The organism is Janthinobacterium sp. CG_23.4, assembly GCF_029892305.1.
In the GTDB taxonomy this organism is placed as follows: Bacteria; Pseudomonadota; Gammaproteobacteria; order Burkholderiales; family Burkholderiaceae_D; genus Janthinobacterium; species Janthinobacterium lividum_D.
Window position 1 is genome coordinate 4328936 of the sequence record NZ_JARXUX010000001.1, and the last position, 20199, is coordinate 4349134.

At 61.9% G+C, this 20199-nt stretch carries 17 protein-coding genes; 3 read left to right on the forward strand and 14 right to left on the reverse strand.

The genetic code is table 11. The features are described 5' to 3' along the window. The first annotated feature begins 27 nt into the window (after positions 1 to 27). Positions 28 to 2046, forward strand: coding sequence for an alpha/beta fold hydrolase (locus H4V96_RS19450; protein WP_280721116.1), 2019 nt, complete (start codon positions 28 to 30; stop codon positions 2044 to 2046). Between the two features lie 33 nt (positions 2047 to 2079). Further along, positions 2080 to 3306, forward strand: coding sequence for a 6-phosphofructokinase (locus H4V96_RS19455; protein WP_070346159.1), 1227 nt, complete (start codon positions 2080 to 2082; stop codon positions 3304 to 3306). Between the two features lie 177 nt (positions 3307 to 3483). Here H4V96_RS19455 and panB read toward each other — a convergent pair whose 3' ends face one another. From panB to H4V96_RS19485, 6 genes are all read right to left on the reverse strand, one after another. Further along, a complete protein-coding gene (panB, locus tag H4V96_RS19460) occupies positions 3484 to 4359 on the reverse strand; it encodes a 3-methyl-2-oxobutanoate hydroxymethyltransferase (RefSeq protein ID WP_196854891.1) in 876 nt (291 codons plus the stop codon). A 109-nt stretch (positions 4360 to 4468) separates the two neighbouring features. Next, positions 4469 to 4957, reverse strand: a complete 489-nt coding sequence (folK, locus tag H4V96_RS19465; RefSeq protein WP_010401665.1) for a 2-amino-4-hydroxy-6-hydroxymethyldihydropteridine diphosphokinase — start codon at positions 4955 to 4957, stop codon at positions 4469 to 4471. Continuing rightward, positions 4957 to 6339 carry a polynucleotide adenylyltransferase PcnB gene (gene pcnB, locus H4V96_RS19470; RefSeq protein ID WP_010401667.1) on the reverse strand — a complete coding sequence of 461 codons (1383 nt, stop codon included), beginning with the start codon at positions 6337 to 6339 and terminating at the stop codon, positions 4957 to 4959. Before pcnB ends, folK begins: the two co-directional genes overlap by 1 nt. Then, the gene (locus H4V96_RS19475) at positions 6332 to 7003 is read right to left on the reverse strand and encodes an HAD family hydrolase (RefSeq protein ID WP_029496704.1); all 672 of its coding nucleotides are present in this window, start codon (positions 7001 to 7003) and stop codon (positions 6332 to 6334) included. Before H4V96_RS19475 ends, pcnB begins: the two co-directional genes overlap by 8 nt. Further along, positions 7003 to 7671, reverse strand: coding sequence for a DnaA regulatory inactivator Hda (gene hda, locus H4V96_RS19480; protein ID WP_010401672.1), 669 nt, complete (start codon positions 7669 to 7671; stop codon positions 7003 to 7005). Before hda ends, H4V96_RS19475 begins: the two co-directional genes overlap by 1 nt. Positions 7672 to 7770: 99 nt before the next feature. Beyond that, positions 7771 to 8853 carry an AI-2E family transporter gene (locus tag H4V96_RS19485; protein WP_010401673.1) on the reverse strand — a complete coding sequence of 361 codons (1083 nt, stop codon included), beginning with the start codon at positions 8851 to 8853 and terminating at the stop codon, positions 7771 to 7773. Between the two features lie 188 nt (positions 8854 to 9041). Here H4V96_RS19485 and purM point away from each other — a divergent pair, with 188 nt between their 5' ends. Next, complete coding sequence (purM, locus tag H4V96_RS19490; protein ID WP_010401674.1) at positions 9042 to 10085, forward strand: phosphoribosylformylglycinamidine cyclo-ligase; 1044 nt, start codon at positions 9042 to 9044, stop codon at positions 10083 to 10085. A 129-nt stretch (positions 10086 to 10214) separates the two neighbouring features. Here purM and H4V96_RS19495 read toward each other — a convergent pair whose 3' ends face one another. The 8 genes from H4V96_RS19495 to H4V96_RS19530 all read right to left on the reverse strand — a co-directional run bounded on the left by H4V96_RS19495 (position 10215) and on the right by H4V96_RS19530 (position 20163). After that, complete coding sequence (locus tag H4V96_RS19495; RefSeq protein WP_196854889.1) at positions 10215 to 11705, reverse strand: aldehyde dehydrogenase; 1491 nt, start codon at positions 11703 to 11705, stop codon at positions 10215 to 10217. 36 nt (positions 11706 to 11741) lie between these two features. After that, the gene (locus H4V96_RS19500) at positions 11742 to 12587 is read right to left on the reverse strand and encodes an ABC transporter permease subunit (RefSeq protein WP_010401676.1); all 846 of its coding nucleotides are present in this window, start codon (positions 12585 to 12587) and stop codon (positions 11742 to 11744) included. After that, positions 12584 to 13525 (reverse strand): ABC transporter permease subunit, encoded by a 942-nt coding sequence (locus H4V96_RS19505; protein ID WP_196854888.1) that lies wholly within the window; start codon positions 13523 to 13525, stop codon positions 12584 to 12586. Before H4V96_RS19505 ends, H4V96_RS19500 begins: the two co-directional genes overlap by 4 nt. A gap of 7 nt (positions 13526 to 13532) precedes the next feature. Then, positions 13533 to 14681 (reverse strand): polyamine ABC transporter ATP-binding protein, encoded by a 1149-nt coding sequence (gene potA / locus H4V96_RS19510; RefSeq protein ID WP_196854887.1) that lies wholly within the window; start codon positions 14679 to 14681, stop codon positions 13533 to 13535. Between the two features lie 228 nt (positions 14682 to 14909). After that, a complete protein-coding gene (locus tag H4V96_RS19515; RefSeq protein ID WP_280720863.1) occupies positions 14910 to 16166 on the reverse strand; it encodes an IS4 family transposase in 1257 nt (418 codons plus the stop codon). A 198-nt stretch (positions 16167 to 16364) separates the two neighbouring features. Then, a complete protein-coding gene (locus H4V96_RS19520; protein WP_196855622.1) occupies positions 16365 to 17825 on the reverse strand; it encodes an aspartate aminotransferase family protein in 1461 nt (486 codons plus the stop codon). 113 nt (positions 17826 to 17938) lie between these two features. Beyond that, positions 17939 to 19309 carry a glutamine synthetase family protein gene (locus H4V96_RS19525; RefSeq protein ID WP_010401682.1) on the reverse strand — a complete coding sequence of 457 codons (1371 nt, stop codon included), beginning with the start codon at positions 19307 to 19309 and terminating at the stop codon, positions 17939 to 17941. 77 nt (positions 19310 to 19386) lie between these two features. Next, positions 19387 to 20163, reverse strand: coding sequence for a gamma-glutamyl-gamma-aminobutyrate hydrolase family protein (locus H4V96_RS19530; protein WP_196855624.1), 777 nt, complete (start codon positions 20161 to 20163; stop codon positions 19387 to 19389). Between the last annotated feature and the right edge of the window lie 36 nt (positions 20164 to 20199).

A 20199-nucleotide genomic window follows, 5' to 3' on the forward strand; every position in this document is an offset into this window, starting at 1 on the left:
ATTTTTCATTCCAGCTTAAAACACACTATGCCCCAGTCTCTCTTGCGTCTGCTACATGCCTTGGCCGCCTGCGCCAGCCTATTTGCCATCTCCGTACAAGCGCACACCGCCATCGTACCGCCGCTGCCAGCTTTCTTCGCCAACCCGGAATTTAGCGCACCCCAGCTGTCACCCGATGCGCGTCACCTGGCCGTAAAAGTGAGCGGCGCGAACAAGCGCGACCGGCTGGCCATCGTCAACCTGCTCGATAACAACATCAACATCGTGGCGCAATTTAGCAACGTCGATGTCGGTGACGTCGAATGGGTCAACAACGAGCGCCTGATCCTGAACACGCGCGACCGCCAGACGGCGCCCGGCGACCTGCGTTTCGGGCCGGGACTGTTTGCCGTCAACCGAGACGGCAGCAACTTTCGCCAACTGGCCGCGCGCAGCGCCGCGCCCGACGCCTCCACCTCGGTCTATAAATTGCTGCCATGGCATACCTACCTGATGGGACAGCGTGGGGCGCAGGATTCCCCGGCCGTGTATGTGCGCAGCACCGTGTACACCTCGACGGGCGAAGTCGACTATGAGGGCTTGCGGCAACTCGATACGCTCACGGGCCGCAGCACGAGCGTCAAGCCGCCGGGCAAGGTGCGCCGCTGGCTGCTCGACCAGCATGGCGAACCACGCCTGGCTGTAACCCGGGAGCGCAATATGGAAAGCATCATGTACCGGGAACCGGACGGCGGCGCCTGGCGCACGCTGGCGCAGTTCGACGCCTACCTCGGCGGCCCAGATGCCTTCACCCCGCTCTCCTTTGGCCCGGATGGCGCCCTGTACGTGAGCGCCCGCATGGGCAGCGATACGCTGTCCGTGCATGCCTACGACCTGGCCAACAGCCGCATCACACCCACGCCCATCATCTCGCTCGACGGCTATGATTTCAGCGGCAATCTGATCGTCCGGCAAGGCAAGTTGCTGGGTGTGCGCCACCTCAGCGATGCGCGCGCCACGCGCTGGTTCGCCCCCGCCATGGCAGCGACCCAGGCGCGCATCGACGCCCTGCTGCCAGCGACAATCAACCTGGTCTCGCTGGCGGCCCGCCCCACCACGCCCTTCATTCTGGTAACCTCGTATTCAGATCGGCAACCGGGCAAATTCTCGCTGTTCAATAGCGACACGGGCACGCTGAGCATCATCGGCGAAACGCAGCCGCTGATTCAGCCGGCGCAGATGAGCGAGCAGCAGTTGGTGCGCTACAAGACGCGCGATGGCCTGTCCATTCCAGCCTGGCTCACCGTGCCCGCCACGACTTCCGGCAAGCAGTTGCCGCTGGTCGTGCTCGTGCATGGTGGCCCATATGTCCGCGGCAACTCCTGGCAATGGAATGCCGAAGTCCAATTTCTTGCCTCGCGTGGCTATGCCGTGCTGCAACCGGAATTTCGCGGCAGCACAGGCTTTGGCGCCAAGCATTTTCGGGCCGGCTGGAAACAATGGGGCTTGAAGATGCAGGACGATCTTGCCGATGGCGCGCGCTGGGCCATCACCGAAGGGATCGCCGATCCGCGCCGTATCTGCATTGCCGGCGCCAGCTATGGCGGCTATGCTGCCCTGATGGGCCTGGTCAACGATCCCGACCTGTTCCGCTGCGCCGTCGACTGGGTGGGCGTGACCGACATTAACCTGCTGTATAGCGGCCATTGGAGCTTCAAGTCCGATCTCGGCGATGACTGGAAACAATACGGCATGCCCGAACTCATTGGCGACCGGACGGCCAACGCAGCCCAGTTCCAGGCCACCTCGCCCATCGCCCAGGCGGCGCGCATCACCCAGCCCCTATTGCTGGCATACGGCGCCGCCGACCAGCGGGTGCCGCTCTACCACGGCAAGCAGTTTTATGCGGCCGTCAAACAACACAACCGCGATGTCGAATGGGTGGTCTATGACGAGGAAGGCCATGGCTGGACGCTGCCGAAGAACCGCATCGACTTCTGGGGCCGGGTGGAAAAATTCCTCGACAGAATGATCGGAAAAGACAGCGCCGTGGCAAAAAAGGAGTAGGCTGGAAGGCCGTACCGTTTGCGAGGAGACCCCATGCCGTCTGGAAAAATTCTTGTTGCCCAGGGAGGCGGCCCCACCGCCGTCATCAACCAGTCGCTGGTGGGCGTGGTGCTCGAATCGCGGCGCTTTCACCATGTCACGCGCGTGTATGGCGCGCTGCACGGCGTGCGTGGCATCGTCAATGAAGAGTTTGTTGATCTGACACAGGAAACCAGCCATAACCTGGAACTGGTGGCCGCCACGCCCTCATCGGCCCTCGGCTCCACGCGCGACAAGCCCGATATCGCCTACTGCCAGCAAATCTTCGAAGTGCTGCGCGCGCACGAGATCGAACACTTCTTCTATATCGGCGGCAATGACTCGTCCGACACGGTGCGCATCGTCAGCGAGGAAGCGCACAAGGCCGGCTACCCGCTGCGCTGCATCCACATCCCGAAAACCATCGACAACGACCTGGTGGGCAGCGACCACACGCCAGGCTTTCCCTCGGCCGCGCGTTTCGTCGCCCAGGCCTTCGCCGGCGCCAACCTCGACAATGCAGCCTTGCCTGGCGTGTACGTGGGCGTGGTGATGGGCCGCCACGCGGGCTTTTTGACGGCCGCCTCGGCGCTGGGCAAGAAGTTCCCCGACGATGGCCCACACCTGATCTACCTGCCCGAACGCGTCTTCGTGCTCGATCAATTTATCGCCGACGTGAAAGCTGCATATGAAAAATACGGCCGCTGCGTGATCGCCGTCTCGGAGGGCATCCACGATGCCTCGGGCGAACCCATCGCCAGCCTGCTGGCCCAACAGGCTGGCGATGCGGTGGAGCGCGATGCGCACGGCAATGTGCAATTGTCGGGCACCGGCGCACTGGCCGACCTGCTATGCGATGCCATCAAGGCCAAGCTGGGCATCAAGCGCGTGCGCGGCGACACCTTCGGCTATCTGCAGCGTTCCTTCATCGGTTGCGTCTCTGATGTAGATCAACGCGAAGCGCGCGAAGTGGGCGAGAAGGCGGTGCAGTTCGCCATGTGGGGCGAGCGCGATGGCTCGGTCGCCATCAAGCGTACGGGCTTTTATTCCGTTGACTACGAGTTGCTGCCGCTGGCGGACGTGGCGGGCAAGACGCGCACCATGGAAGACGAATTCATCAGCGCCAGCGGCACGGACGTCACCGATGCCTTCCGGCTGTATCTGCGCCCGCTACTGGGTTCGGGCATGCCGGACGCCTTCCGCCTGCGGGCGGCCAAGGTGGCCAAGGTGCTGAAGCCCTAAATGCTTCTGCGCCAGCGATGGTAATGACAGTGGCCGCAATAGTTGCTGACCACTGATCATGCTGCTCGATGGCATGCCGATGGCGCTTTGGCGGACGGGCACGCTACGCACCAAGAAAATCGCCCCGACAGTTGTCGAGGCGAGATGCCCTGCATGGCCGGCGTCAGCAGCCGTGCATCAGAAGCAGTGTTCCTGTGCCGGGAAGCTGCCATCCTTGACCGCTTGCACATAGCCGGAGACGGCGGCGTCGATGCTGGCAGCGCCTTCCATGAAGTTGCGCACAAAACGCGCCTTGCGCCCTGGGAACACGCCCAGCATGTCGTGCATGACGAGTACCTGGCCCGAGCAGTCGGGACCGGCGCCGATGCCGATGGTCGGTATCGTCAGCATGTCGGTCACTTCCTTGCCCAGCTGCGTCGGCATCGCTTCCATCAGCACGATGGCGGCACCCGCGCTTTGCAGCGCCAGCGCGTCATTCTTGAGCTGTGCGGCACTTTCCGTGCTCTTGCCCTGCACCTTATAGCCGCCCAGCTGATGCACCGATTGCGGCGTCAGGCCGATGTGGGCGCAGATGGGGATGCCGCGCTCGGTAAGGAAACGGACAGTCTCGGCCAGCCAGGCACCGCCTTCGATCTTGACCATGTGCGCACCGGCTTGCATCAGGATGACGGCGTTGGCATAGGCTGTTTCGGGCGTGCCATACGCACCGAACGGCAAGTCGGACATGATCAAGGCCGACTTGGCGCCGCGCGCCACGGCAGCCGTGTGGTAGGCCAGTTCAGCCACGGTGACGGGCAGGGTCGAGTTATGGCCATTGCAGACCATGCCGAGCGAATCGCCGATCAGCAAGATCTCGACGCCGCAACGGTCCATCAGGGACGCGAAGCTGGCGTCATAGCAGGTCAGCATGGAAATCTTTTCGCCGGCGGCGCGCAGCGTGGCCAGCGTGTGGATGGTCACAGCCTTGTTGGCGACAGTCTTCGATGGCGCCGGCGCCGGGGTGGCGGCCTTGTCTTTTGCGGCCAGATCTGTTCCTTGCAAATAAGCGGACATAGGTATTCTCTAGAGTGTAAAGGGGGTGGTGCGACGACGATGCCGCTAGTGTAGTACTTTATGCGGCGTGCTGCAGCAGCGCCATTGTAGAGGATGGGCGCGAAACGGCTCAGAGCTGACTGATGGCCTGCTCAGCGACGCTTGCCAGGTAATCCTGTGCTGGCCCGAGGCCGGGCACGACGATGGCGGGCGCCAAGGCCAGCAGCGGCACCAGCACGAAGGCGCGCTCGGTGATGCGCGGATGGGGCACCGTCAGCGTGGCGCTGGCGATCTGCGCGTCGCCGTACAGCAGCAAGTCCAGGTCCAGCGTGCGCGGGGCGTTGCGGTAGGGCCGCTCGCGCCCGTGCGCCGCCTCGATGGCATGCAGCGCCAGCAGCAGCTCTTCGGCCGGCACTGTGGTCGAGATGCGCGCCACGGCGTTGATGTAGTCGTCACCGCTGGAAGCTATGGGCGCCGTGCGGTAGCTGGCCGAGGCGTCGAGCAAGCTGGTGCCGGGCAGGCGCGCCAGGCGCGCAATCGCATCCTGCACATTGGCCTGCGCCTCGCCCAGGTTGGCACCGATACCGATGTAAGCGGTGACGGGGGCAAGTGCGTCCATCATTCGTCGCCAGTGCTGCCCGTGCTGCTGCCGCCCGTGCCGCCTGTGCCACTCTTGCTGCGCGTGCTGCGGCGTGGCGGACGCTTCTTCTTGATGGCGCCCGGCGCGGCATTCGCGCTGACCAGCAAGGCTTCGCGCGTTTCCTCGTCGCCTTCATAAAACGCGGTCCACCATTCGCCGATCTCCATGTCGATCTCGCCCGAAGCGCAGCGCAGCAGCAGGAAGTCGTAGCCAGCACGGAAGCGCAGGTGTTCCAGCAATTTGTGCGGCGCCTTGCCGACGCGGCGCTCGAAGCGTGGCTGCATCGACCAGATGTCGCGCATGTCGGAGCCGATCTTGCGTTGCAAGGCCAGCTTTTCCGTTTGCGAGTCGAGCACGTCGTCGGCCGCCAGGTGCAGCGCGGGGATCGTCGACTCGCCGGCGGCGCGGTAAGCCGTCCATTTTTCCAGCACCTGGTGCCACAAGAGCGAGGCAAACAGAAAGCCTGGCGAGACGGTCTTGCCGGCGGCGATGCGGGCGTCCGTGGCGTCCAGCGCCAGGGTGACGAATTTCGCTCCCAGCGGCTGCTCCAGCACCACGTCGAGCAGCGGCAGCAAGCCGTGATGCAAGCCTTCCTTGCGCAGCTGCTGCAGGCAGGCCAGCGCGTGGCCGCTCATCAGGAGCTTCAGCATTTCGTCGAACACGCGCGGCGCGGGCACATTGTTGATCAGCGGCGCCATGATGGGAATCGGTGCCGCCGTATGCGGCTCGATGGTGAATTTCAGCTTGGCCGCAAAGCGCACCACGCGCAGCATGCGCACGGGATCTTCGCGGTAGCGTTCTTCCGGCTTGCCGATCATGCGCAGGGTCTGGGCGCGGATATCTTCCACGCCGCCGTGGTAATCGAGCACTTCCTGCGTGGCCGGGTTGTAGTACATGGCGTTGATGGTGAAGTCGCGGCGCAGCGCATCTTCGTGCTGCAAGCCGAAGGTATTGTCGCGCAGGACGCGGCCATGTTCATCCTTGGGCGCGGAATCGGCGCCGGCGCCGCGGAAGGTCGTCACTTCCAGCAAATCCTGGCCGAACATCACATGCACGATCTGGAAGCGCTTGCCGATGATGAAGGCGCGGCGGAACAAGCGCTTGACCTGTTCCGGCGTGGCGTTGGTGGCGATATCGAAGTCTTTCGGCTTCACGCCCAGCAGCAGGTCGCGCACGGCGCCGCCGACGACGAAGGCTTCGAAGCCCGCCTCCTGCAGGCTGCTGGTGACGCGGATGGCATTCGACGATACCAGTTTCGGGTCGATTCCGTGTTGCGCAGGACCGAGCACGACGGCGGCCGTGGTGTCGCGCGCTGCCTCTTTTTTAACGCCGAGGATCTTGCGGATGAATTTTTTAATCATTGAATAAGTGGAGTGATGGCCAGCCGTGGACGGTTGCATGTGCGCTCAAAGCGGTGTTGGGATTGGTCGCGACCGGATGGGTAACGACCGATAGCAAGGGAATGTCGTTGTGTGAATCGCTGTAAAAGTAGCTGCGCTCGAACTGCCCCAGCGCCTTGCCCATCTTGTCCAGCCAGGCATGGGTGTGGGTCAGCTTGCCCGCGCCCAGGGTCGGCGTGCCCAGCAGCTTGCCCGTGACGTTGCCTTCAGCGTCATATTCGGGCATGGCGGCCAGCAGGTGTTCGACACCCAGTGCCTCGGCGATGGGCTTGGTGATGAAATAGTTGGTGGCCGTGACGATGGCCAGCAAATCGCCTGCGTCCCGGTGCTGTTTCAGCAGCGCCAGCACTGCGGGGCGGATCGCCGGCAAGACCACTTCGGCCATGAATTGCTGGTGCAGCGCGTCCAGGCGTTCGCGCGGGAATTGCGCCAGGGTGCCGAGGGAAAATTCCAGGTACTCCACCGGGTCGAGCGTGCCGGCCTGGTATTGGGCGAAGAATTCATCGTTACGGCGGGTGAATTCGGTGGCATCCACGGCACCGATGCGTACCAGGAATTCGCCCCACTCGTGATCCGAGTCGATGGGCAGCAGGGTGTGGTCGAGGTCAAACAGGGCCAGATTCATCATTCTTTCGCTTCCGCCTGCAGCAACTCGCGCAACAATGGCAAGGTGATCGGGCGTTGGGTTTCCAGGGAGTAGAGGTCGAGAGAGTCCAGCATCGTCGACAGCGAACGCATGTCGCGCCGGAAATGGGACAGCAGATAGGGTAACACGCCCGGCGATAAGGTCAAGCCGCGGGTGGTGGCCGCCTGGGTCAGGGCGGCGATTTTTTCATCGTCGGTCAAGCCCTGGATCTGGTAAATCAAGCCCCAGCCCATGCGCGTGCGCAAGTCTTCGCGCACGGGCAGCACGGCCGGCGGCACGGCGCCACTGCACACCATATAGGCTTTGTTGGCGCGGATTTCATTGAACAGTGCAAAGGCATCGATCTGCGCCAGCGGCGAGAGCTTTTCGCAGTCGTCGAGCAGATACAAATCGACCTCCGGCGAATACACGAATTCGGACTCGATCGAGAATGGAGAAATGTAGCGCGCGCGCTCGGTGCTGGCCAGGGCCTTGAGCAGATGGCTCTTGCCGGCGGCCAGTTCGCCCCACAGGTAAGCAAAATGTTCGCGCGCAGTGCGCGCGGCGAACTGACGCATCAACTGCGCCACTTCGGCATTCTGTCCCACCTCGAAGGTATCGAGGCTGTGCGCCTGGTCTGTGCCTAAATCGAGCACCAGTTGTTTCATGGCGTACGCCTTGTCCTGTTTTTCATTACTGCTTGAGCGTCGTCGTCGCTGTTGTTAGTTCGTTGTTAGTTTCGCATTGTAGCCGTATCGGGTACCCTGTCATGCATTATAGAAGCTGCTGGACAGGTAGTGGCGTCTTAGATGCTTAAAAGCGACCATCAGGACGGCCGAAGCGGGCAAAGCGAGCAAAACACCGACGAAACCGAATAATTGTCCGAAGGCCAATAAGGCGAAGATGACGGCCAGCGGGTTCAGGCCGATGCGCTCGCCCACCAGGCGCGGCGTGAGGAAAAAGCCTTCGATGACCTGGCCACAGCCATAGATGACGGCCACGGCGATGACGCCGCTCCAGTCGGCAAACTGCAGCAGGGCGGCGATCAGGGCCAGCATCAGCCCCAGGCCGAAGCCCAAATAGGGGATGAAGACCAGCAAGCCGGTGATGATACCAACAGGCAATGCCACTTCAAAACCGGCGATGGCCAGCGCCACCGAGTAATACGTGGCCAGCACCAGCATGACGAGCAACTGGCCGCGCAGGTATTGCGCCAGCAGCGTATCGACTTCCTGCGCCATGCCCACCGTGCGCCCGACCCAGCGGCGCGGCACGGCGCCGGCGATGCGCGCCAGCATCGGATGCCAGTCCAGCAACAAGTAAAACAGCACCACGGGAATCAGTACCACGGTGGCCAGCCAGCCCAGCACGGCGGTGCCGCCGATGCGCGCCGAGGCCAGCACGGTGCTCCAGATTTCATCGCCGCTGGTCGCCATCTGCTGGCTCAGCATGCGTTTGATGCCCGTGCCGTCGAGGCGCACGCGAATGCCCAGGTCACGCAGTTTCGGCGCCAGCAGCTCATTGGCCTTGCTGAGAAATTGCGGGATCTGCGCCTGCAGCAGGGGGATTTCCTTTTGCAATACCGGCACGACGATCAGTACCAGCGCTGTCATGGCGAGGAAAAACAACACGACGACGAGCAGCACGGCCAGCGGACGGGGCACGTAAAAACGCTTGTAATGCAGGCGTTGCAATCGGTCCACGCCCGGATTGAGCACATAGGCGAGGATGGCAGCCGCCAGGAAAGGCGTCAGGATGGGGCCCAGGCTGACGAGCAGCAGCAAGAATGCCAGCCAGACCGCGATCCAAAATGCTGTTTGCTTCTGCTCTGCGCTGATCGGGAATGGCATGGCGTTGTACTTTTGCGTTAAAAAAAGGCAGTTAATTACGAAATAGCGGGGGCAGTTTGATAAAATAGCGTCTTGATCGACCGAATTCACCCGCTGGCACCCTGCCGCATGATGTTGAAAAACATGCTTGCGCGCGCGTGCCGGCGGGTATCCGCCTTCTATTTTACCGCCTCCGCTGCCACCACACCATGAACCAGACTTCTAATGTTTCCCTTTCCTACCGTGACGCTGGCGTCGATATCGACGCAGGCGACGCTTTAGTCGAAGCAATCAAGCCGTTTGCCAAGCGCACCCTGCGCGAAGGCGTGATGGGCGGCCTGGGCGGTTTTGGCGCCATGTTTGAAATCAGCAAGAAGTACAAGGAACCGGTGCTGGTCTCGGGCACCGACGGCGTGGGCACGAAATTGCGCTTGGCGTTTGAATTGAACCGCCATGACACGGTCGGCATCGACCTGGTCGCCATGAGCGTAAACGACATCCTGGTGCAAGGCGCCGAGCCCCTGTTCTTCCTCGACTATTTCGCTTGCGGCAAGCTCGACGTGGCCATTGCCACCGACGTCATCAAGGGCATCGCCCAGGGTTGCGAACAAGCCGGTTGCGCGCTGATCGGCGGCGAAACGGCTGAAATGCCGAGCATGTACCCGGCCGGCGAATACGACCTGGCAGGTTTTGCCGTCGGCGCGGTGGAAAAATCGAAAATCATCGACGGTAGCAAAATCGCCCCCGGTGACGTGGTGCTGGGCCTGGCTTCGTCGGGCGTGCACTCGAACGGTTACTCGCTGGTGCGCAAGATCATTGAAGTGGCGAAGCCTGACCTGGAAGGTGACTTCCACGGCCGCAAGCTGGCCGACGTGCTGATGCAGCCAACGCGCATCTACGTCAAGCCGCTGCTGGCGCTGATGGATGCCATGGAAGTGAAGGGCATGGTGCACATCACCGGTGGCGGCCTGGTCGAAAACATCCCGCGCGTACTGCAGCCTGGCCTGGTGGCCGAACTGGACTCGAAGGCGTGGACCATGCCACCGCTGTTCACGTGGCTGCAACAGCACGGCGGCGTGGCTGACGCCGAAATGCACCGCGTCTTCAACTGCGGCATCGGCATGACCGTCATCGTCTCGCAGGAAAATGCAGACGCCGCCATCGCACAATTGCAAGCGGCCGGCGAAAGCGTCTCGCGCATCGGTACCATCCGCGCACGCGTGGGTGACGAGCATCAAACGATAGTCATCTAAGCTGCAGCTTGAATGGCCAAGGCAGGCGCTCGCAAGAGCGCCTGCCTTTTTTCTTGGTCATAAAAACTGTGTTGATCGACGCAGGGTATTCATCCGCCCTTTCAAGTACGCTGGCAGCAATTAAGCCGCCTAAGCTATCTGTATCCAGGTCGTCTTCAATTCCGTGTACTTGTCCAGCGCGTGCAGCGACTTGTCGCGCCCGTTGCCCGACTGTTTATAACCGCCGAACGGCACGGTGATGTCGTCGCCGTCGTACTGGTTGACATGCACGGTACCTGCACGCAGCGCGCGCGCCGTCAAGATGGCCTTGCTGAGGTCCGACGTCCACACGGCCGCCTGCAAGCCATAGGGCGTGGCATTGGCCTGTTTGATGGCATCGGCGATATGCGTAAAGCCCAGCACTGACAGCACGGGGCCGAAAATCTCTTCGCGCGCAATCGTCATGCCCGCGTCCACGCCACCGAACACGGTCGGCTGCACATAGTAGCCGCCCGTCTGCGTGCGTACGGCCTCGCCGCCGCCCAGCAGTTGCGCGCCTTCGCTCTTGCCCGCCGCGATATAGCCCATGACCGTGTTCATCTGCGTGGCGTCGACGATGGCGCCCATGACGGTGGCTTCGTCGAGCGGGTCGCCAGGCTGGAAGCGGGGCAGCATGGCCAGCGCCTTGGCCAGGAATTCTTCCCTGATCGATTCTTCCACGAACAAGCGCGAGGGCGCGTTGCAGCTTTCGCCCTGGTTGAAAAAGATGGAACCGACGGCGGCGGCCACGGCCTTGTCCAGGTCCGGGCAATCGGCGCAGACGATGTTGGCAGACTTGCCGCCCAGTTCCGTCCACGCCCGCTTCAGATTCGACTGACCCGCCATCTGCACGATCAACTTGCCCGTGCGGGTGGAACCTGTGAAACCGATGCAATCGACATCCATGTGCAGCGCCAGCGCCGCACCTGCCTCGTTGCCAAAGCCAGGCAGCACATTGAAGACGCCCGCCGGCACGCCTGCCTGCAGCGCGATGTCGGCCAGGCGCAGGGCCGTCAATGGCGATTTTTCCGATGGTTTCAGGATAACGCTGTTGCCAGCCGCGAGCGCGGGTGCGATCTTCCAGGCGGCCATGATCATCGGATAATTCCACGGCACGATGGCGGCGACGACGCCCACCGGTTCGCGCGTGATCAAGGCCAGGCTGCTGGACGGCGTAGGTGCGATTTCATCGTAGACCTTGTCGATCGCCTCGCCATACCAGCGCAGGCAATTGGCCGTGGCACCCACATCCACGCTCTGGCTGTACTTGATCGGTTTACCCATGTCCAGGGTTTCCAGCAGGGCCAGTTCGGCGCCGTTCTGCTGCACCAGGTCGGCGAACTTGATCAGTATGCGCTTGCGCTGCGCCGGGGATTTGCCGGCCCAGCGGCGGTCGTCAAAGGCGGCGCGGGCGGCCAGCACGGCCGCATCCACGTCGGCGCTGTCGCAGCGCGCCACCTGGCCCAGGAGACGGCCATCGATGGGCGACAAATTATCGAAGCTCTGGCCAGACCTGGCCGCCATCCGTTCGCCATTGATGAAGGCGCGTCCATCGATCGTGAGCGCTGCTGCGCGTGCGTGCCAGCTGGTGTTTTCCGTCATGCTCGTCTCCCGCAAGGTAAAAACGCCAGCTTACTCCTAGTCGGCCAAATAGGCCGCAGAGATCTGCTTGCGCCGTCTGCGGTCGGCGCGCGCCAGCATCACGGCATACACGATCACGGCAATCGTCACGACGAGGATGGTCAGCGCGGCAATGGCATTGACGCGCGGATCGAGCCCCAGGCGCGCGCGCGAAAAGATCACCAGCGGCATGGTCGTCGAACCGGGGCCGGACAAGAAGGCCGACAGCACCACATCGTCCAGCGACAGCGTAAACGTCAGCAACCAGGCCGAGGCCAGCGCCTGCGTGATATTCGGCAGGGTCACCAGGAAGAAGACCTGGTGCGCGCGGCAACCCAGGTCCATCGCCGCCTCGGCCAAGGATTTACTCATCTCCTGCAGGCGCGATTGCACCACCACGGCCGCATACGCCATGCCCAGCAGGGTATGCCCCAGCCACATGGTGAGTACGCCGCGCTCGGGGAAACCGAAGACCTTTTGCATCGATACCAACATCAGCAACAGCGATAGGCCGATGATCACTTCCGGCATCACCAGCGGCGCGCTGACCATGGCCGAGAACAAGGTACGCCCGCCGAAGCGCTGGTAGCTGGTCAAGACAAAGGCGGCGAAAGTGCCCAGGATGACGGACGAGGTGGCCGACATGAAGGCGATCTTCAGCGACAGGCCGAAACCCGAGATGATCTGCGTATCGCTCATCAACTCGCTGTACCAGCGCAGAGAAAAGCCGCTCCACACCATGTCCTGGCGCGAGCTGTTGAACGAGAAGACGATCAGCACGATGATCGGGAGGTAGAGGAAAAAATAGCCGAGCGAGAGCCAGCCGCGGCCGAACCAGCGCTGCAGGAAGGTAGCTTTATTCATGTGCGCTGCTCCGCGTCCTGGTGTGTCTTGTATCGGTTGAAAATGGCCATCGGCACGAGGATCAGCAATATCATCAACACCGTCACGGACGAGGCCATGGCCCAGTCGTTATTGGTGAAATACTCATCCCATAGCACTCTGCCGATCATCAGGGTTTCCGGACCGCCCAGCAGCTCGGGGATCACGTACTCGCCCACGGACGGGATGAACACCAGCATGGCGCCGGCGATGATGCCCGACTTCGACAGCGGCACCGTGATGCGCCAGAACGCCTGCAATGGCGTCGCGCCCAGGTCGGCCGCCGCTTCGAGATAACGCACGTCCATCTTCACCAGATTGGCATACAGCGGCAAAATCATGAACGGAAGATAGGCGTAGACCATGCCGACTACCAAGGAGAACGAGGTATTCATCATGTGCAGCGGTTCGCTCACCACGCCCAGCGAGATCAAGAGGTCGTTGAGCAAGCCGTGGTTGGCCAGGATGCCCTTCCACGCATACACGCGCAGCAGGAACGAGGTCCAGAACGGCAGCATCACCAGCATCATCAGCACAGGGCGGATCGATGGCTTGGCACGCGCCATGAAGTAGGCGAATGGGTAGCCGATAAACAGGCAGATGGCCGTAGTGATGGCCGCGTACTTGATGGAACTGAGGTAGGTCAGCAGATACAGTTCATCGGCGGCGATGAACAGGTAGTTGGCGATTTTCACCTTCAGCACAACGATGCCGTCGACATATGACAGCAGGCCGCCAAACGGGCTGCCCGCCGTGTCCATGTCGGACAGGCTGATGCGCAGCACGATCAGGAAGGGTAGCAAAAAGGCCGCCGTCAGGAACAGCGCAGGCACGGCGATGACGGCGTTGCGGCCCGCATTTCGCCCCGTTATCCAGCGCAAGGTAAAGAAGTGGCACAGCGATTGCAGGAGAGATGTCATGATGGCCTCAGCTGGTCAGCACGACGATGTCGGCGCCATCCCACCATAGCCACACGCGCTGTTCGCGCTCCGGGCGCGAGACATCGTGGCGGGCGGCGTTGGTGCGCGACACTTTCACCACCGTACCGCTATCGAGGCGCACATGGTAGCTGGTTTCGTTGCCAAAATACGCCATGGCGACGATCACGCCTTGGGCGCAGTTAAAACCGTGTTCGGCCGGCGACGCGCGTTCTTCCAAGGCAGGCGGCGCGATCTGGATGCCGATTTTCTCGGGGCGCACGGCCACCGAGACATCCATGCCCAGGTTGCCCGTGATGCCGTGCGAGACATACTGGCGGCCGTCCGGCGTGTCGATGACCACGTGATCGGGTTCGTCTTGCGTGATGTGGCCGTCGAACAGGTTGACGCTGCCGATGAAGTCGGCGACGAAACGGCAGTTCGGCGTTTCATAGATTTCACCGGGCGCGCCCACCTGCAGGATGCGCCCTTCGCTCATGACGGCGATGCGGGTGGCCATGCTCATGGCTTCATCCTGGTCGTGCGTGACCATCACGCAGGTCACGCCCACCTGTTCGATGATGTTGACCAGCTCCATCTGCGTGCGCTCGCGCAGTTTCTTGTCGAGCGCGCCCAGCGGTTCGTCCAGCAGCAGCAACTGCGGACGCTTGGCCAGGCTGCGCGCCAGCGCCACGCGCTGCTGCTGGCCGCCCGACAGCTGGTGCGGCTTGCGCCGGGCGTATGGGCCCAGTTGCACCAGCGCCAGCATCTGTTCGACACGCGCCGCCACTTCCGCTTTCGGCAAGCCATCGCGGCGCAGGCCGAAGGCAATGTTATCCCACACCGACAGATGGGGAAATAGCGCGTACGACTGGAACATCATGTTGATGGGCCGCTGGTGTGGCGGCACATCGACGATGCTATTGCCCGCCAGGGCAATGCGGCCCGAGGTCGGCGTCTCGAAACCGGCCAGCATGCGCAGCAGGGTCGACTTGCCGCAACCGGAACTGCCCAGCAAGGCGAAAATCTCGCCCTTGTTGATCGTCACGGAAATCGCATCGACGGCGCGCACGCCATCGAATTCCTTGACCAGCTGATCAATCAGCAAGAAAGGCGCTTGGGCGTCGGTGGCCGACGCGGCAGGTGTTGCTATCGTCATCTATGGGTGGCTTCTGGGTAAGAGCGTGTCAGAGTGTCTCAAAAAGAAAAACTGGCCGCTGTAGTAGCGGCCAAGACGGAAGTTTAGCGGAACTGCCGCGATTCTGGTCCAAAAAAACTTGAGTTAGCGCCTATTTGGGTGAAAAACTGACACCAACCCAAGAGCAAACCCTGGGGTCGTACCCTGAGGGTACGACCCAATCCACCCAAGTTAAGCAACAGGCTGCCATCAAGCAGCCTTGTAGGCCATGTATTTATGGGGCTTGTAGGCGTTGGTTTGCCGTGACCTTGATTGTCCTGGGCGATGTTGAAACGTTCGCTTGGCGATCAGAGCCAGCGCGTCGGCAAGCAAGTGGGCTGCCGCCAGCCCAAGCAGCAACGATGGCAAGAGCGGCTTGAGTACCGAATGGACATAGGCGCGGTTGATGCGTCTGTCCGTCGGCAATGCATCTTGCTGGCCGGCAGCACAGCTCGCCAACGCCTGCAGGTTATCGCATATTACCTTGGCGGCCAGATCCTGCATCAGGGCCTGCTGTGACAGTCCCGTCACGTGCTCCAGATGGAGGCGGTGTTTGATGCGCTTGAAGGCTTCCTCGATGCGCCAGCGTTGGTGGTAGAGGTATCCGAACAATGCGGCAGGGAATTGTTCAACGTCCAGTAAGTTAGTCATCAGAACACGCACCTTGCCGGTCGAGGCAACATGGCGTATCAGGCGCACGGTCTGCAGCTCAATGGGACATTCATAGTCAAGCGCATCGCGTCGATCCGGCGCCCGCAGCGTGACGATCTGCTCCTGCAGCCCCGACTTCAGAAACTGATTGACGCAGGGAAAGCCGCCACCGCGCGCCTGTTCGACACGCATGCAGAAGGCAATGTGGCGCTGGTTCAATACGGCAGGCATCCAATAGCACGGGTAGCCTCGGTCGAGTAACAGCAGATCATCCTTGCCAAGCCGGTCGAGCTGTTCGAACAGCATCTGGCGTTCACCGACGTCGGTGCTGTATAGCGAGGCCGAGAGCATCAATTCGGCACCGGGTAGAAACAAGCCAAACACCAGTTGATCGGCCACGGCGGCGCGTTTGACATGGCTGGCGCGCAAGCCAAAGCGAATGGTCGAGGCGTCAGCGGCGACCAGCCTGAAACCGTGCCAGCGCGGCAGGTAGCCATGCTGCTGTGCTTGTGCAATGAGCCAGTCGTTAAGCTCTGGGATGGCCGTGGTAGCAAGTTTTGAGCGTGCCTGAGCGAAAGCCTGGGCGCTCACCTGGTGCGTCAGTTGCGCCTGCTGTTGCAGATGGCCAAAGAATTCATCAAGTTCGGTTTGCACGCTCTTGCGCATGCCGGTGAGCATGAGCGCCACCAAGGATGGCAGCGGCAGTTTGCGGCGCCGTTGAAACGCCATCGGATGATCAGGATGGCGGGCGCTAAGCCGAAACTGGTCGGATTGAAGATGGTCGGAGAAATCGGACAGCAAGGAAGCGAGCGACATGAAGGGCCAATGAAGATCAAAAGACCTTCATTGGCCGCCGCCTTGCCGCTGTCGAAAAAAGAGAGGTCAGCAAGGCGGCGGCTGCGCAAAGCCAGTGCCACGTCAAGCACTATTTCATTGAATTGCCAGCAATTGCGCGGGCTTGCTCCTTAACTTGGGTGGATTGGGGTACGACCCCAGCCCTTGCGTTTGGGTTCACTACACCCAGCCCTTCGCTTTCACATCCGCATAGGTCTTGTCCAGGCACACGCGTATCAGGCCTACCATTTCATCGATCTGCGCGCGCGTCATGACCAGGGGCGGCGCGACGATCATGCGCTCGCCCACGGCGCGCATGATGACGCCGTTGTCGAACATGTGCGCGCGGCATAGCATGCCCACGCCCTGGTCCTCGTCGAACAACACATTTTCATGCACGCTGGCGCCCTTCTTGCGCACCAGGTTCAATCCCGCGACCAGGCCACAGCTGTCCGCATAGCCCACCAGCGGATGTTCGCCCAGGCTGGCGAAGCACTGTTTCAAATACGGCCCCGTGTCCTCGGCGACCTTCGCCACCAACTGCTCTTCTTCGATGATGCGGATGTTTTCCAGCGCCGCCGCGCAAGCGACGGGGTGGCCAGAATAGGTAAAGCCATGCGTAAATTCGCCGCCCTGCTCGATCAGCACCTTGGCCACCCTGTCACCCACCAACACGCCGCCCAAGGGCACATAGCCCGAGGTGACGCCCTTGGCAAAGGTGATCAGGTCGGGCTTGATGCCGAACAGTTCGGAGCCAAACCAGCGCCCCAGGCGGCCAAAGCCGCAGATGACTTCATCGGCGATCAGGATGATGCCGTACTTGTCGCAGATGCGCTGTATTTCGGGCCAGTAAGTGCCAGGCGGGATGATCACGCCGCCGGCACCCTGCACCGGCTCGCCTATGAAGGCGGCCACCTTGTCGGCGCCGATTTCCAGGATTTTATCTTCCAGCCAGCCGGCCGCCTTGATACCGAATTCCTCGGGGCTCAAGCCATGGCCCGACTCCAGGTAGTTCGGCTGGCCGATATGCACGATGCCCGGTATCGGCAAGCCGCCTTGCGCATGCATGCCGCCCATGCCACCCAAAGACGCGCCGGCCACCGTGCTGCCGTGGTAAGCGTTGTGGCGGCTGATGACGGTATGGCGCTCCGGATAACCGAGGATATCCCAGTAGCGGCGCACCATGCGCAGGTTGGTGTCATTGCCTTCGGAGCCGGAACCGGTGAAAAACACATGCTGGAACTGCGGCGGCGAAATTTGCGCCAGCTTGGCCGCCAGTTGCACGGCCGGCACGTTCGTCGTGCCAAAGAAACTATTATAAAAAGGCAGCGTCTCCATCTGCCGGTACACGGCTTGCGAAATCGAGGTGCGGCCATAACCCACGTTCACGCACCACAGGCCTGACATGCCGTCGACGATTTTCTTGCCCTGGCTATCCCACAGGTAGACGCCATCGCCGCGCACCATCACGCGGGCGCCCTTGCTTGCCAGGTCCTGGAAATCGGTGAACGGATGCAAATAGTGGGCCGAGTCCATCTGCTGGATGGCAGCCGTGTCGTATAGCTGCGGCGCTGCATTTTTTTGCGCCACCGAGGCGACCAGCGCGGCGCTTGGCGCCAGCGGATTATTGGATGTGCTCATTGCGATCCTTTCTCTGAGTGCCTGACAAAATGTTGAGGGCTAGACGCGTTGCCGAGGCAGTACAAATGTACGACGAGGCTAGGCAACAGCGCCATCGACTTTTTGACGGAAACTCATACGTGCAGTAACAAGTGTTCGCGCTCCCACGGGCTGATGACCGTCATGAACTCCTGGTGTTCGAGGTCCTTGATGGCCGCATACACGTCGATGAAGCGCTCGCCCAGCACCGTGCGCAGCTTGTCTTCCGCGCGCAGCAGTTGCAGCGCTTCGGGCAAGCCTTGCGGCAGCTCGAATTTCATGTCGTAGGCGCTGCCCTCCATCATCGGCGTCGCCTCCAGCTGCTCTGTCATGCCCAGATAGCCGCAGGCCAGCGTCACGGCCAGCGCCAGGTAAGGATTGGCGTCGGCGCCGATGATGCGGTTTTCCACGCGCCGGTCCTGCACGCCCGACTCGGGCACGCGAAAGCCCACGGTGCGGTTATCCAGGCCCCACTGGATGTTGATGGGCGCCGCCGTATGGCGCACGATGCGGCGGTAGGAATTCACATACGGTGCGACGATGGCCATGGCCGAGGGCATGTAGCGCTGCAGGCCGGCGATGTAATGCTTGAAGATGGGGGCAGCCGAACCATCGTCATTGCTGAAGATATTCAAGCCCGTCTTCGCATCGACGACGCTCTGGTGCACATGCATGGCGGACCCAGGTTCGCCGGCCATGGGCTTGGCCATGAAGGTAGCGTACATATCGTGTTTCAGGGCCGCTTCGCGCAAGGTGCGCTTGAAGAAGAAAACCTTGTCGGCCAGGCCCAGCGGGTCGCCATGCAGGAAGTTGATTTCCATCTGCCCGGCACCGATCTCGTGGATCAAGGTATCGACGTCGAGGTTCATCAATTCGCAGTAATCGTAGATATCCTCGAACAGGGGATCGAATTCGTTGACGGCGTCGATGCTGTACACCTGACGGCTGGTCTCGGCGCGGCCGCTGCGGCCGATAGGCGGCTTCAATGGCAAGTCCGGGTCGGTGTTTTTCGCCGTCAGGTAGAACTCCAGCTCCGGCGCTACCACCGGCTTCCAGCCCTTGTCCGCATACAGTTTCAAGACGCGCCGCAGCACCGAGCGCGGGGCGAAATCGACCAGCATGCCATCGGAAAAATAACAGTCGTGGATGACTTGCGCGGTGGGATCGGTGGCCCACGGCACCATGGTGATGGTAGTCGGATCGGCCTTCAAGATCATGTCGCGGTCGGTGCTGGAAATGGCGCGGTCATAGCCGCCATCGTCAAGCGGGTAATTGCCCGTCACGGTCATGCCCAGCACCGCCTCCGGAATGCGCATGCCGCGCTCTTGGGTAAATTTTCCGCGCGGCAGGATCTTCCCGCGCGCCACGCCCGTCAAGTCGGGCACCAGGCATTCGATTTCCGTGACGCGCTTTTCATTGAGCCACACATCCATATCCGTATAGGTGAAATTTTCGCGTATTGCCATGTTTCCCTCTCGTTGCTGTTGCGCTTTTCTTGAATAAGCGCCGCGTGCTGCGGGCGGCGCGCCCCTCTACTATGCTGTCAAGCTGTCCTGTGATTGTTTCTGGGCTGCTGTTGCTGGTAATCGCGGCACGCCTGGCCAAAGGCGCCGAACAGGCGCATCGACTGCGGATGGTCTTCCACCTGCCATTCCGGGTGCCATTGCACGGCCAGCGTAAAACCGGCGGCGCTGGCCAGGGTATAGGCTTCCACCAGGCCGTCGTCGGCCCAAGCTTCCACCAGCAAGCCCTCGGCCAGCCGGGCAATGCCTTGGCCATGCAGGGAATTGACCATCATTTCGCTGGCGCCGCCCAGCAGGCGCGACAACAGGCCCTCCGGCATCAACTTGATACGGTGCGCGCACGCGTACTGGCGTGCCAGCGGATCGAGTACGTTCTCCCGGTGCTCCAGCATGCCCGGCAGCGCATGTACGGCCTGGTGCAAGCTACCGCCGAGGGCCACGTTGACTTCCTGGAAGCCGCGGCAAATGGCGAGCAAGGGCAGCTGGCGCGCCAGCGCAGCGCGGATCAAAGGCAAAGTGGTGGCGTCACGCGCGGGGTCTTGCGGCAGGTCGGGGTGGAGAATCTGTTCGCCATACAGGCGTGCGTCGACGTTCGAGGCGGAACCGGTCAGCATGACGCCATCGGCGATCTGCAACGCCGCCTCCAGGTCGGCTTCAACACCCAGGGCGGGCAGCAGCAGCGGCATGCAGCCGGCGCCGCGCAGCACCGCGTGCAGGTATTTTTCCTGCGCCATGTGCCAAACATGGTTCCCCAGCGGGCGCTGGCAGGCGGGAACGAGAACGATGGGACGGCGCATAGAGTGCTACCTCGCTGGCGGGACGATCCAATGACA

Bases quoted from the DNA above. Each gene is read 5' to 3' on its own strand.
- H4V96_RS19450 (WP_280721116.1), top strand. From the start codon at position 28: ATGCCCCAGTCTCTCTTGCGTCTGCTACATGCCTTGGCCGCCTGCGCC.
- hda (WP_010401672.1), bottom strand. From the start codon at position 7,671: ATGAAACAACTGGTGCTCGATTTAGGCACAGACCAGGCGCACAGCCTC.
- H4V96_RS19520 (WP_196855622.1), bottom strand. From the start codon at position 17,825: ATGAGCACATCCAATAATCCGCTGGCGCCAAGCGCCGCGCTGGTCGCC.
- H4V96_RS19505 (WP_196854888.1), bottom strand. From the start codon at position 13,525: ATGACATCTCTCCTGCAATCGCTGTGCCACTTCTTTACCTTGCGCTGG.
- H4V96_RS19515 (WP_280720863.1), bottom strand. From the start codon at position 16,166: ATGTCGCTCGCTTCCTTGCTGTCCGATTTCTCCGACCATCTTCAATCC.
- potA (WP_196854887.1), bottom strand. From the start codon at position 14,681: ATGACGATAGCAACACCTGCCGCGTCGGCCACCGACGCCCAAGCGCCT.
- panB (WP_196854891.1), bottom strand. From the start codon at position 4,359: ATGTCCGCTTATTTGCAAGGAACAGATCTGGCCGCAAAAGACAAGGCC.
- H4V96_RS19485 (WP_010401673.1), bottom strand. From the start codon at position 8,853: ATGCCATTCCCGATCAGCGCAGAGCAGAAGCAAACAGCATTTTGGATC.
- pcnB (WP_010401667.1), bottom strand. From the start codon at position 6,339: ATGATTAAAAAATTCATCCGCAAGATCCTCGGCGTTAAAAAAGAGGCA.
- H4V96_RS19475 (WP_029496704.1), bottom strand. From the start codon at position 7,003: ATGAATCTGGCCCTGTTTGACCTCGACCACACCCTGCTGCCCATCGAC.
- H4V96_RS19500 (WP_010401676.1), bottom strand. From the start codon at position 12,587: ATGAATAAAGCTACCTTCCTGCAGCGCTGGTTCGGCCGCGGCTGGCTC.
- H4V96_RS19530 (WP_196855624.1), bottom strand. From the start codon at position 20,163: ATGCGCCGTCCCATCGTTCTCGTTCCCGCCTGCCAGCGCCCGCTGGGG.
- H4V96_RS19455 (WP_070346159.1), top strand. From the start codon at position 2,080: ATGCCGTCTGGAAAAATTCTTGTTGCCCAGGGAGGCGGCCCCACCGCC.
- purM (WP_010401674.1), top strand. From the start codon at position 9,042: ATGAACCAGACTTCTAATGTTTCCCTTTCCTACCGTGACGCTGGCGTC.
- H4V96_RS19525 (WP_010401682.1), bottom strand. From the start codon at position 19,309: ATGGCAATACGCGAAAATTTCACCTATACGGATATGGATGTGTGGCTC.
- folK (WP_010401665.1), bottom strand. From the start codon at position 4,957: ATGGACGCACTTGCCCCCGTCACCGCTTACATCGGTATCGGTGCCAAC.
- H4V96_RS19495 (WP_196854889.1), bottom strand. From the start codon at position 11,705: ATGACGGAAAACACCAGCTGGCACGCACGCGCAGCAGCGCTCACGATC.